The 13,749-nt window shown below is 39.1% G+C and carries 9 protein-coding genes and 1 pseudogene; 5 read left to right on the forward strand and 5 right to left on the reverse strand.

Annotated features, from left to right (window positions below):
- Positions 1-49: 49 nt before the first annotated feature.
- The 4 genes from MKL35_RS13040 to adeA form a co-directional block, all read right to left on the reverse strand.
- Positions 50-1,375: an ISNCY family transposase gene (locus tag MKL35_RS13040; RefSeq protein WP_016805832.1), complete on the reverse strand. Its 1,326-nt coding sequence runs from the start codon at positions 1,373-1,375 to the stop codon at positions 50-52.
- Positions 1,376-2,100: 725 nt separating this feature from the next.
- Positions 2,101-3,498 (reverse strand): multidrug efflux RND transporter AdeABC outer membrane channel subunit AdeC, encoded by a 1,398-nt coding sequence (gene adeC, locus MKL35_RS13045; RefSeq protein WP_032010424.1) that lies wholly within the window; start codon positions 3,496-3,498, stop codon positions 2,101-2,103.
- 80 nt (positions 3,499-3,578) lie between these two features.
- Complete coding sequence (adeB, locus tag MKL35_RS13050; RefSeq protein ID WP_106479829.1) at positions 3,579-6,689, reverse strand: multidrug efflux RND transporter permease subunit AdeB; 3,111 nt, start codon at positions 6,687-6,689, stop codon at positions 3,579-3,581.
- Positions 6,686-7,876, reverse strand: coding sequence for a multidrug efflux RND transporter periplasmic adaptor subunit AdeA (gene adeA, locus MKL35_RS13055; RefSeq protein WP_032010426.1), 1,191 nt, complete (start codon positions 7,874-7,876; stop codon positions 6,686-6,688). The genes adeB and adeA overlap by 4 nt, the downstream gene beginning before the upstream one ends.
- 145 nt (positions 7,877-8,021) lie before the next feature.
- Between adeA and adeR the strand changes: the two genes are divergently transcribed.
- Together adeR and adeS are read left to right on the forward strand one after the other, a co-directional pair.
- Positions 8,022-8,765 carry an efflux system response regulator transcription factor AdeR gene (adeR, locus tag MKL35_RS13060; protein ID WP_004887203.1) on the forward strand — a complete coding sequence of 248 codons (744 nt, stop codon included), beginning with the start codon at positions 8,022-8,024 and terminating at the stop codon, positions 8,763-8,765.
- Positions 8,766-8,796: 31 nt separating this feature from the next.
- Positions 8,797-9,864 (forward strand): two-component sensor histidine kinase AdeS, encoded by a 1,068-nt coding sequence (gene adeS / locus MKL35_RS13065; protein WP_032010428.1) that lies wholly within the window; start codon positions 8,797-8,799, stop codon positions 9,862-9,864.
- Between the two features lie 17 nt (positions 9,865-9,881).
- On the opposite strand, the pseudogene MKL35_RS13070 reads toward adeS, so the two are convergent.
- A pseudogene (locus MKL35_RS13070) lies at positions 9,882-10,083 on the reverse strand (hypothetical protein); the annotation flags it as partial.
- Positions 10,084-10,219: 136 nt separating this feature from the next.
- Between MKL35_RS13070 and MKL35_RS13075 the strand changes: the two are divergent.
- From MKL35_RS13075 to MKL35_RS13085, 3 genes are all read left to right on the forward strand, one after another.
- Complete coding sequence (locus tag MKL35_RS13075; protein ID WP_004708743.1) at positions 10,220-10,864, forward strand: TetR/AcrR family transcriptional regulator; 645 nt, start codon at positions 10,220-10,222, stop codon at positions 10,862-10,864.
- 141 nt (positions 10,865-11,005) lie between these two features.
- Positions 11,006-12,640, forward strand: a complete 1,635-nt coding sequence (locus MKL35_RS13080) for an MFS transporter (RefSeq protein ID WP_032010430.1) — start codon at positions 11,006-11,008, stop codon at positions 12,638-12,640.
- A gap of 13 nt (positions 12,641-12,653) precedes the next feature.
- The gene (locus tag MKL35_RS13085) at positions 12,654-13,733 is read left to right on the forward strand and encodes an HlyD family secretion protein (protein ID WP_032010432.1); all 1,080 of its coding nucleotides are present in this window, start codon (positions 12,654-12,656) and stop codon (positions 13,731-13,733) included.
- The last annotated feature ends 16 nt before the right edge of the window (positions 13,734-13,749 follow it).

Genomic DNA, 13,749 nt, shown 5'->3' on the forward strand with positions numbered 1-13,749 from the left:
TGTTATTCCTAAGTAGAAATGTCCTACCTTAAAACCAAATAGAAATGTCCTATACCGACATTTCCAAGTCAAGCACAGGATTCAGATTTCGTTCTTTGATTACTGTTTTCTGTGCACGTCTGCTTGGCATCTTTTGAGAACGATTGCGTTTATTTTGTTGTTCTAGTTCTTCATGCTGCTGTTGAATATGGGCTAATACAGAACCCAAACGTTTATTTTCAACAATCTCTCGCTGGTTGAGCTGACTTAATTTATCGAAGATGCTGTAATTGATTTTTCTTCCCTGATATTCAATCGCGACTGTACTATTCGGGTATTCCAGAAACTCAAGATACTTGCCAATCAATCTTTGGTTTTCTTCCGTGTTTTCCAAGAGATATACGCACTTATCATAAGTGATCGTCAGGCTATTCGTGACTCTGCGGGGTTCACGCCAGGTAAAAATATCATCTAATTCTTCGGCTGTTTCAGTGACAGTCCGGTGTAGATCCTTGGGATTAAAGGCCATCTTGGCAAACTTCTGATTGAACTGCTCAATGAAGCAGGGTAGCCAGGCATTGGCTTCGGCAATCGAACTGATGCCTTCCAGACGCATTTCTTTGATCAGACGGTCCTGAAGCGTTCTATTGGCTCGTTCTACACGGCCTTTGGCCTGTGGTGAATTAGCGAAGATAATATCGATATTCAGGGTGCTGAGTACGCGCCCAAACTGGGTAATCTTGGTGTCTTTCTTACTGCTTTGATTCACCCTGAAGACTGAATGTTTATCGCTGTAGAAGGCTAAAGGCTTACCATGCTGCTCAACATACAAACGTGTTGAAATCATATAGTCAAAGGTTGATTCTGACTTACAGAAGCGTAAATGCTGTAATTTGCCTGTGGCATCATCGATAAATACCAGCAGACAGCATTTAGGGGCTCGACCTTCAAACCAGTCATGGTGTGAGCCATCGATTTGGATCAGTTCACCATAACAGTCCCGGTTATAACGAGGCTGATACGGGCGTTTCAGACGCTTGGCACGAGGAGTCCATAAATCGGCTGCAATCATCCAGGAACGCAGTGTTTCCACTGAAATATCAAAGCCATGAACGGTGGTGAGCTTTTCATGCGCTAAAGTGGGTCCGAAACCATGCAGTTGATCAGAAACAATATTGAGGCACTTGAGTCTGAGCTCTTCAGGAAGCCTGGAATTGCTGATTTGACCACGACCGGCATGGGCTAATGCAGCTGGGCCTTGAGCTTTGTATTTTTGCAATAAACGCCTGATCTGACGCTCTGAAATATGAAGTAGCTGAGCAGCTTGGGACTGGGTTATGCGTTGATCACAGATTTCCTGCAAGACCGACAATCGTTTAAGTTCTTTATCCGACATAGACACCAACATATCAAACCGTCCGCTAAGGAAATTGCAAAAGTGCATATTCTAAAAGCGGACATTTTTACTTTGGAGAAACCGGACATTTCTATTTTGGGCTTACATAACAGTTCGTATAATGTATATTATGTTAAATAAAAGATTTGGAAACCTACCATATATCTGACTCTGGCTACTCTACGTTATTGCTACGCCGTTTATTTCTTTACTACAGTAAATTTTTTGCTTGGTATCTGTTGCTCAAGCAACTTATCAAGCCGTGGCATTCTTAAATACTTAAACTGGCTAACCCTATTTCTAATCTTAGTTAGAATAATTCTCTACACAGCTTGCTATAAGTTGTCATTACATTTCTATATTTACCCTAGTGAACTGCACACCACCTTTACGAGCTTTATTTTGTGGCTACTACTGGCTGCTATATAGATTTCTTTTCCTAAATCGCCTTTTAATCTCAAAATTTTTAGCCTGCCCACGCTAAAGATTAAAATATTAATTTTTTGTACTACATTGAAATTTAATAATAAATTTTCAAAAAACTTCTTTACACGCTTGGAAAAACTGATATAGTACGTGTGTACAGCTATTGCTTAAATTTAACCTAATAGTTCATATGAACTTAAGCGCTGAATATATGATGTCATAGCAACATTTAATCATCTAAAACAAAAGTAAGCTGATGAGGAATATCTCTATCAGCTTATTTTTTAGAGCCAAACTAGTTAGCTTTTAGATATTCCTCCGCCTAAAGCTTTATATATTTCGATTTGGTTATTGAATTTCATCTGTTCAAGTGCAAGTAAGCCTTGTTGTGCTGCATAGGCAGAACGCTGCGCATCTAAAACCGAAAAATAGCTATCAACGCCTGTTCTATAACGTGCCATGGAGAGTTTATAGGTTGCATCAGTCGCAGAGACTAAGCGACGTTGTGCATCTAATCTTTCTCCGATATGTGCATGCGTAGCCAAAGCATCATTGACTTCACGGAATGCCGATTGAATAGCTTTTTCATATTTAGCCAATGCAATTTTCTGGTCAGTTTCTGCAATTTTAATATTAGCTTTTCGTGTTCCCCAATCAAAAATTGGTAGATCAATAGTAGGTCCAATCGACCATGCAAAATTGCCAGTTTTAAATAAATCTTTCAGTTCAGACGATGCATAACCCGTCGAGCCCGTCAGGCTTATGGTCGGGAACATGCGTGCCTTGGCAGCACCAATATTCGCTCCGGCAGCACGTAACTCATATTCGGCAGCTTTAAGATCTGGACGATGATTTAATAAATCACTTGGTAAACCGGCTGCAAAGGTTTTCTCAAAGGTAATATTTTGAATTGGATGATCAGGAAGTAAATGTTGCGGAACAGGATGACCTGCTAGCAAATCCAGTAAATTTTTTGCCTGTTGAATCTGAGTCTTATACGTTGCAACATCATTTCGTGCTGTTTCAACCGAAATTTGTGCCTGTTTTAACGGAACTTCACTATCAATACCAACTTCAAAACGCTTTTTATTAAGATGATAAGAATCGAGTTGTGTTTTTAGAGTCTGCTCGGCAAGATTTAAATTAGCTTGAGCAAAAGCATAGTTTAACCAAGCTTGTGTGACATTGCTGATTAAACTAATTTGAACTGCTTCTTTAGCGCTTTGTGTTGCTAGATAATTATTTAATGCCGCATCTTTTAAATTTTGCACACGTCCCCAAAAGTCTAGTTCATATGCGGTCATTCCTAAACCAACCTGAAATGTAGAAGCTGGGTTATTAGGATTAATAGACGGATCAACTTGTCTTGCTGCACTTCCCATTACACCAATGGTGGGTAACTGGCTATTTTTTGTGATTTGGTATTCTTGCTGTACACGTTCAATATTGAGTGTGGCAGTACGTAAATCACGGTTGTTATTTAAAGTTATTTCAATAACCTGTGCTAATTTCGGATTAGAAATAAACTCTTTATAACTTTGTTCAGCAATCGTTTTTCCAGAAGCATTTTGAGAAAAATTGTGTGGAATATGAGATGTAATTGCAGGTTGTGGAGCTTGCATATTGACACATGCAACGAGTGCAATTGAGAGTGTAGAAATAACGAGTCCACGAGATACAGTTGCCGATTTCGACATAGTATTCTCCAAATAACAAAATGAGTTGAGTAGCTGTGTAGCATCAGAGGAAATTTAGTATTCCCTCTGATGCATTGAATTTAGGAAGAGATTTTTTTCTTAGAGGAAAATAGCTTTTCTACTGCACCCAGAATGAAGATAAAAAATACAGGAACAAAGAAGATAGCCAGAATGGTTGCTGAAATCATGCCGCCAAAAACTCCTGTACCCAAAGCATGTTGAGTTTCTGAACTTGCACCAGAAGCAATCACCAAAGGAATTACACCACAGGTAAACGCAAGAGAAGTCATCAAGATTGGACGTAAGCGAAGTTTGGCTGCGGCAACAGTGGCTTCAATCAAACTCATACCTTCTTCTTTCAGCATTTTTGCAAATTCAACAATCAAAATTGCATTCTTTGCCGATAGACCAATAATGGTAATTAGCCCGATTTTGAAGAACACATCATTCATTAAGCCTCTAGACATAATGGCAATGATTGCGCCGAAAATACCGAGTGGCACAACCAGCATCACGGAAAGTGGAATTGCCCAGCTCTCATAGAGTGCAGCCAATACAAGGAAAACAACTAACATGGATAAGCCAAGTAAAAAGGCCATTTGAGATTCAGACTGTTTTTCCTGTAAGGAAATACCTGTCCACTCGTAGCCAATACCTTTCGGTAATTTCGCAATCAATTGTTCCATTTCACGCATTGCTTCACCCGATGAAGTATCGAAGTTCGGAATACCGGCAATACTTAAAGATGGACGTCCGTTATAACGGTTATATTGTTGCGGTGCTTTATTCCATTGTGGCGTCACGACTTCAGATAAAGATACTAATTGACCGCTTGAACCCATGACTTTCAGATTCAATATATCTTTCAATTGCATACGTGATTTAGCCTCAACTTGTACAATGACTTGTTGCATGCGTCCTTGATTAGGGAAGTCATTGATATACATTGAACCCATTGATGTAGAAATGATGTCTGAAACATCAGAAAACTTAACACCAAGTGCACTCAGCTTTTCACGGTCAATTTTTAAAGAAATATTGTCACCTTGTGGCAGCCCTTCATTCCAAACCATATAGAATTTTTTATTCTTGGCTGCCATTGCCATAAGTTCATCTTGAGCAGCCAATAAAGCAGGCATACCTAAGTTAGCACGGTCTTGTAAACGTAAACTGAAACCAGAAAAAGTACCTAACTCATCAATAGCGGGTGGCAATACAGCCATGGTTTCACCTTCTGTGCTATTCGCCATTGAGGTATTCACGGCGTTCGTCATTTCGGATGCCGTACCAGTTCGTTCTTTAAAGTCTTTAAGGGTAGTAAAAGCCACCGCTACGTTTTGTCCTGCACCACTAAAGCCCCAACCTAAAATAGTTGTATTACTTTTTACATCGGGGTTATCTTTCAAATTATGTTCAAATTGATTGACTACATTTCGGGTACGTTCTGTAGTTGCATCTGAAGGTAATTGAAATGAAGTCATGAACCAGCCCTGATCTTCCTCTGGCATAAATGCAGTTGGCCAATATTTCATTCCGGCAAAGGTAATACCGGTAATCACTAAAAAGATCACCATCATTGGAACTGTATGTTTGATGATTTTAAGCAGCATCAACTCATAGTTTTTAGTGACTTTATCGAAGCTGCGGTCAAACCATGCAAAGAAGCCTTTCTTCTGATGATGCCCATCAATTGGCTTTAGAATCGTAGCGCAAAGTGCCGGTGTTAAAATGAGTGCCAATAGCGCTGAAAATAAAATAGACACCGACATGGTCAAGGTAAACTGTTTATAGATTACCCCTACAGAACCACTAGCAAATGCCATTGGTAAAAATACTGCAGCCAATACCAGCGTAATACCAATAATCGGGCTGGTAATCTCTTTCATTGCTTTAGATGTTGCTTCTTTAGGATTTAATCCCTCAGTCGCCATAATCCTTTCTACGTTTTCAACCACGACAATCGCATCGTCGACAATAATCCCGATGGCAAGCACCATACCGAACATGGTGAGTACGTTAATTGAAAAACCGGCAAGTAGCATTACGGTAAAAGTACCGAGTAAGGCAATAGGCGCCACAATTGCTGGAATAAGCGTATAGCGGACATTGTGCAAAAATAGATACATCACAATGAAAACCAGAACCATGGCTTCAAGTAATGTATGAATTACCTTTTCAATTGAAATTTTAACAAACGGCGCGGTGTCATAAGGAATACTAAACTCCATGCCTTCCGGTAAATTTAACTTTAACTCTTCAATTTTTGCTCGAACACCTTCGGCAGTTTTCACGGCATTCGCACCGGGGCTTAACTGAATTGCTGCAGCAGTCGCAGGTTTACCATTTTCCAAAATGGCAAAGTTGTAGGCTTGGGAACCGATTTCAACATTTGCAACATCAGATAACTTGATAACGCTACCGTTAGTTTTACTTTTTAAACTGATATTTTTAAATTGCTCGACACTAGACAATTGCCCTTGTGCAGACAGTGGAATAGTAATGAGTTGCCCTTTCTCAGCGGGTAAATCACCAAGTCGACCGGGTGCAATTTCGACGTTGTTTTCTCGAATTGCATTATTCACATCACTAATTGATAAACCGTAAGAAACTAACTTATTTGGGTCGACCCAAATACGCATAGCTTTCTCGGCACCAAAAGATTGAACCTTCCCTACACCTTCGACACGTTTTAGCTCTTCTACAACATTACGAACAAGGTAATCACTTAAATCAACTTCGGAATATTGATTATTTGGAGAGTTAATCCCGACCAGCATTAAAAATCCGGACGATGAAGCTTCCACCTGTAAACCTTGCTGACGCACAATCTGCGGTAAACGAGCTTCTACAGCCTTGATTTTATTTTGAACGTCGACCTGAGCCATCTCGACATCCGTGCCCGGTTTAAACGTAGCAGTAATCTCTGCTGTACCGGAGGTATCTGTTGTCGCACTATAGTAGAGTAGATTTTTTACACCCGATAATTCGCGCTCAATTAAGGTGACGACACTATCGTTAATAGTTTTAGCTGTAGCACCCGGATAAACCGCACTAATATTTACTTGTGGCGGAGCTACACTTGGAAAGCGCGCGATTGGTAATTTAGGAATACTTAGCAATCCAAATATAATAATAAAGATCGCAATAACCCATGCAAAAACAGGACGACGAATAAAAAATTGTGACATCATGATTGAGCTCCTTCAGTTGTAGAAGCTTTCTTTTCTATACTTGGAGCGTCATTTACAACGGCTGGTGCTTTCCATGCAGCCATTGCCAATTTCTGATTTGGCTTAATGCGTTCAATGCCTTCAACAACAACTTTATCGCCAATTTTCAAGCCTTTGTTGGCAATGTAATATTGCTCATATTGTTGTCCAATTTCGATAGGACGAATTTCCGCTGTGCCTTTGGCATTGATGACATATACCTGCGGCTCACCATTAATATTACGTTGGATCGCTTGTGCCGGAACCAATAACGCTTGAGGAATAGAAGCACGGTCAATATTGACACGCACATACATGCCAGGAAGTAATTTTCGTTCAGTATTATTTACCTCTATACGGAACGTAACATCGCCAGTTTCAGGATCAACATTAATATCTTCAAATAATATCTTTGCTGTTACGTTATAAGGCTGTCCGTGGCTGTTAGTAATACGAACGGTTTTATCACTATTTGCTGATAGCTCACCGCTTTGTAAAGCTGCTTGTAGACGTTCATATTCACTAATTGATTGCTTTACATCAACATAGACTTTATCAATTTGCTGGATGGTTGCCATGGTATTGGTATCACCTTGACCAACCAATGCGCCTTCAGTAACAAATGATTGTCCAATTCGACCGGAAATAGGCGCTCGAACTGTTGCATATTGCAGGTTCAAGTTTTGTCGAGTCAATGCTGCTTTCATCTGAGCGACATCAGCTAAAGCTTGGCGATATTGAGCTTGGGCATTACTTACTTCTTGCTTACTAATTGCATTACTTGGTAACAGCTGCTCATAACGTTCTAGCTGAACTTTGAGCCTCGCAACCTCTGCTTCAGCCTTATTTAGCGAAGCCCGATTACTATTTACATCTGCCTCAAAAGTTTCTGAATTAATTTTATATAAAGCTTGCCCTGCTCTAACTTCACTACCCTGTTTAAATAAAACCTTTTCAATGATGCCTCCCACTTGTGGACGGATCTCAGCCGTACGGAATGCATGGACCCGTGCAGGAAGATTTTCACTAAAGTTTACCGATTGCGGTTGAATACTTAATACACTGACTTTAGCCGGCGGTGGCTCAGGTTGAGTTGCTTCTTTTGAATCACACCCCTGTAATATAAGCCCAATAGATAAAAATAAAGGAAGTAAAAGATGCTTTTGCATACTGTCCGAACCTAGGGAGTTTTTTGATGGTCGTATTATTTTTGATGAGTGTGTAGGGATAATCGCTAAAGTGTGGAGGAAGTGTGGAGAAACACGGATAATTTAGCGTATGATGGATTGAAGCGCTTTAATAGATAGATTTTCTATGTTCGATCATTCTTTTTCTTTTGATTGCCAAGATAAAGTTATTCTTGTGGTAGAAGACGACTACGATATTGGCGACATTATTGAAAATTATTTAAGACGTGAAGGAATGAGTGTGATTCGTGCCATGAATGGAAAACAGGCCATTGAATTGCACGCTAGCCAACCTATTGATTTAATTTTACTTGATATTAAATTACCAGAGCTAAATGGCTGGGAAGTGCTAAATAAAATACGCCAAAAAGCTCAAACTCCCGTGATTATGCTAACGGCGCTCGATCAAGATATTGATAAGGTGATGGCACTACGCATCGGTGCAGATGACTTTGTGGTTAAGCCATTTAACCCAAATGAAGTGGTCGCTAGAGTTCAGGCTGTCTTAAGAAGAACTCAATTTGCAAATAAAGCTTCTAATAAAAATAAGATCTATAAAAATATTGAAATTGATACTGACACTCATAGTGTTTATATACACTCTGAGAATAAGAAAATCTTGCTTAATTTAACGCTGACCGAATATAAAATTATTTCATTTATGATTGATCAGCCACATAAAGTCTTTACACGTGGTGAACTCATGAATCATTGTATGAATGATAGCGATGCCCTAGAACGAACTGTAGATAGCCACGTCAGTAAACTTAGAAAAAAATTAGAAGAACAAGGAATACTTCAAATGTTCATTAATGTACGTGGTGTGGGATATAGACTAGATAATCCACTAGCTGTGAAAGATGATGTCTAAATAATATAAAAATATAGCTAGAGAATATGTTATGAAATATAAGTTAGGAATTAGCAAACAGCTTTTTATCGCACTAAGTATCGTTAACTTAAGTGTTACCCTATTTTCTATTTTAATGGGGTATCTGGTTTATAATTATGCGCTTGAAAAAGGCTGGATTACTTTAAGCTCAATTCAAGAAGACTGGACAAGCTTCCACCTTGTAGATTGGATCTGGTTATGTACTGTAATCTTCTGTGGCAGTATGATTTCCTTGGTGATCGGTATGCATCTTGCGAAGCGTTTCATTATACCGATTAATTTCTTAGCAGAAGCAGCCAAAAAAATTAGTCAAGGCGATCTCTCTGCTAGAGCTTATGATAATCGAGTTCACTCTGCCGAAATGTCGGAACTTTTATATAACTTTAATAATATGGCTCAAAAGCTAGAAGTTTCTGTTAAAAATGCGCAAGTTTGGAATGCTGCCATAGCCCATGAGCTAAGAACCCCCATAACCATTTTACAAGGTCGATTACAGGGAATTATTGATGGTGTTTTTAAACCTGATGAAGTTCTTTTTAAAAGCCTTTTAAACCAAGTTGAAGGATTATCACACTTAGTCGAAGACCTACGGACTTTAAGTTTGGTCGAAAACCAGCAACTCAGATTAAATTATGAATTGTTTGACTTTAAGTCGGTACTTGAAAAGGTTCTCAAGGCTTTTGAAGATCGCTTGCAACAAGCGAAGCTAGTGCCAGAACTAGATCTGACAACGACTCCTGTTTTTAGTGACCGCCGTCGTATAGAGCAAGTTTTAATTGCTTTAATTGACAATGCTATTCGTTATTCAAATGCAGGTAAACTTAAAATTTCTTCAGTAGTTGATTCACAAAACTGGACATTGAAAATTGAAGATGAAGGCCCGGGAATTGCAACCGAGTTCCGAGATGACTTGTTTAAACCTTTCTTTAGATTAGAAGAATCAAGAAATAAAGAGTTTGGTGGTACAGGCTTAGGACTTGCTGTTGTACACGCAATTATTGTGGCAATGAAAGGTACTATTGAATACAGTAGTCAGGGTCCAAAAAGTATTTTTACCATAAAAATTTCTATGGATTAGCGAGAAAAACCTTAGCGTTACAACTCTTCACTCTCATTTATTTTTCTACGAATTTCTTCTCGCCACTTTGTGGCGTTTTCCTGTTGTTTATTTAAGAGTACACCTAACACATAAGCGGTGACTGCCCCCCCCAATTAAGGCAATGCAGGTTTCATAAATAATATCTATCACACACTCGAGCACTCCTTCAGACAAAAAATCCAATGTGCCAGAAAATTTATTTGTGTTCTGTGGCAGTTGAAAAACTTCGGTTTGTATAAGCCTAAACACTATTAAGCGCTATAAATTTATAAAATTGACTTAATATTCATTTTTAAATACAATAAAAATGAATAAATAATCACTTTTATTAACTATGACTGAGCCTCAGCTTGTAAAACGTAAACGTAGCCCTAGCCTCGAAAAAACACAAGCCACCAAAGAAGCTATTCTTCAAGCTGCACGTATCCATTTTGCAGAGGTAGGTTTTGCTAAAGCCAAAGTTAGCGATATTGCAAAGAAAGCAAACATTGCCAATGGTACGATTTATTCTTATTTCAAAACCAAAGAAGAACTTTTTGAAGGTGTGATTGAAGACATCTTACAACAAGATCTTCGTTTAATTCGGGCTACAGATTTACAGGAAAATCAAACTGTTTATTCTTTTTTGCTAGAACATCTAGATAAAATTGTGGGTACTGTTGAAAAATCTGGCCGAGATGGCATTTCACGATTGGTCTTAAAAGAAGGTGAAAATTTTCCAAATATTAAGGAAATTTACTTTCGACGCATCCTTTCCCCATATTTGGTTGAATTTGAAAAATTAATCCAAATTGCTATAGATCGTAAAGAAATTGCACCTGTAAATACAAAAGAGTTTTCACTATTACTCATTGCACCCACATGGATGGGTGTCTTATATAACGGCATGCTACAAAATATTGAGACAATCAATATCAATAATCTTTTCCGTACAAATTTATATGCGCTATTTCATACAAATTTTCATAAGCTCGAATAAGCCTAGAAATATGCTCATTTCTTAAGAACGAAGCGTACCCAGCTCTCGTTCTTTTTTACGTTCTCACTTATCTAAACGATTGCATTTTAAATGCGTCGATAGATTTTTACGCCTTAAATTTGTGAAGCAGAGGCTTCAGTTATGCAAAGAACGCCAAAATATTTAGAGCCTATGCCTAACTGGACGGAAACAGAACGTCCGGCATTGATTGGCTCACCTGCCTCAATTGAGCATCCGAATCACCTGAGAGTGGCTTACTTGTTTATTGGTGTATTTATCGCACTCTCGGCAAGTCTAGGAAATGGTTTAATTATTTCCAATGCTTTGCTCTTTCAAGGTGAATTTGGTCTTACCCCAAGTGAAGCAGCTTGGCTTCCTGCAGCTTTCGTTATTGGAAATACTGCTGCAAATTTATATGTCATTAAAATTAGGCAACAGTTCGGGCTTCGTTTATTTGCTGAAATCAGTTTAGTTTTATGCTGTATCTGTATTGGTTTACATTTACTTGTAAATAGCTATGAAATGGCTTTAGCGGTTCGATTTTTTGCAGGTATTGTCGCAGCTCCTCTGACTTCGATGAGCGCACACTATGTTATCCAGTCCTTTAAAAAACCGTCAGCACTGAAAGGTATTTATGTCATTTTAGGTTTACAACAGTTTGGTTTACCTTTGGCATGGATGATTTCACCCGGTATTACCCACGGTGAAGGATGGACAGATTTAGCCTATTTTGAACTTGGTCTTTATCTATGCTGCTTAGCAATGGTGGTCAGCCTCAAATTACCGCGTAGTATCCGAGCTGCCGTATTAGAAAAAGCCGATATTTTTCCCCTTCTTTTTATCTTTCCTGCCATAGCCTTATTCAGTGCAGTACTTGTTCAAGGCCCTATTGTCTGGTGGTTTAACAACACTTGGATTGCTTATGCCCTTGCTTTGGGCTTTGTCCTTTTAGTCATTGGTCTTGTGATTGAACATCATCGCCAACATCCGCTCATCGAGACCCAATGGCTTGTCATGAAATCGACGCTTACGTTTATGATCGGGGCCTTTTCAATCCGCATTCTCATGTCAGAACAAAACTATGCGGTCGGACATTTTTTACAAGCGATGGGCTTATTACCCGAACAATTAGTAGGACTCTACGGCATGATTGGGCTGGGTGTTCTCGTCGGAAGCGTTGCAAGTATTTTAACGTTTAAACAACACCTATTAATGCAGCAATTGCTGGTTGCAGAACTGCTTATTCTGATCGGTTGCGGTTTAGATCTTGGCCTCACGCATGATATTCGACCTCATAATCTCTACCTTTCGCAGTTTTTGATTGGCTGTGCAGGCGGTATTTTTATGGGACCACTCGTATTGATTGGCTACTTCCGTGTACTACAACACAGCCAATGGAGTGTGGTGACTTTTGCGGTGTTATTGGGAGTTACTCAAAACTTAGGTGGGTTAATCGGTACGTCTTTCTTTTCAACCTACCAGCAACATCAAACTCGTCTACATCAAAATGCGATCTACACAAGTCTAGATACAACCAATGCTACGGTAGAGTCTCGGCTTCAGCTATATAGCAGTCAGGCTCGACAAAACAGTACCGATCCCAATTTTCAGCAGAATTATGCACAAAAATCTTTAAATCAAGTTGTTACCCGTGAAGCTCAAGTTCTCGCATTTAATGACGTAATCAAAATCAATGCGCTACTGGCAACCCTCGTATTTATCTTTGGCGTGACTTCATTGTTATGGACGCGTTATAGCGCACGCAAACAAGCATGAGTGAGTAATTAAAATGGCTGAACAAGCACAAACACTGGGTTCTTCAGCTCAGTTTAGTTCCAAATTAATTAAACCGAAGAAATCGACCCTTATTATTATGGCAATTGTACTATTGGTCGGAGTACTGTTTATTTTCAGGGCATGGCATTTACCGCCATTTGCTCTAAACAGTGAACAAACCGATAACAGCTATATTAAAGGTCAAACCACGATTTTATCTTCACAAATCAATGGTTATGTAAAACGTGTTTTAGTGAAAGATTTTGATCATGTCAAAAAAGGTCAACCGCTCCTGATTATTGATGCTCAAACCTATGATCAAAAAGTAGTTCAGGCACAATCAATGGTTGAACAAGCAAAAAATAATTTGGCCAATCAACAACAGACCATTGCACAGCGTCAGGCCGATATTGCCTCAGCACAAGCAAAAGTAGATCAGATTCAAGCTGAATATGATCTTTCTGTGGCTGAGTCAAAACGTTATTCACAATTAGGAAGCTCTGGTGCTGCCTCACAATCCGAACAAGATAAAGCTTTTGCCAATGAAAGAAATAATTTGGCACTTCTTAAACAAGCTTTAGCAAATTTGTCGGTTGCAAAGGAGGCTTTAAAAACGACGCAAGTGGCTAAAGTCGGTTTACAGGCTGAGGTTAATAATGCCCAAGCTCAACTGGATCAGGCAAAAACAACTAAAAATTATAGTGTGATTTATGCACCTATGGATGGACAGTTGGGTGAAGTCAATCCACGTGTTGGACAATATGTATCAGTGGGTTCTCAATTGCTTTTTTTAATTCCCCAAAAGACTTGGGTGATTGCCAATTTTAAAGAAACCCAAATGAAAAACATGCGTATTGGCCAAAAAGCTACTTTTACGGTCGATGCGTTGGGCCATCAAAAATTCACAGGTCATGTAGAAGAAATTTCACCTGCTGCCGGCTCTGAATTTAGTGTTATTAAACCGGATAATGCGACAGGAAACTTTACCAAGGTGGTACAGCGCATTGCGGTGCGAATTGCGATTGATCCAAATCAAAAAGATTTAAATCGCTTAAGTCCGGGAATGTCCGTGATTACCACTGTAATGAACTAATACTTATTATTTCCAA

The organism is Acinetobacter sp. AOR41_HL, assembly GCF_027854645.1.
Classification (GTDB): domain Bacteria; phylum Pseudomonadota; class Gammaproteobacteria; order Pseudomonadales; family Moraxellaceae; genus Acinetobacter; species Acinetobacter nosocomialis.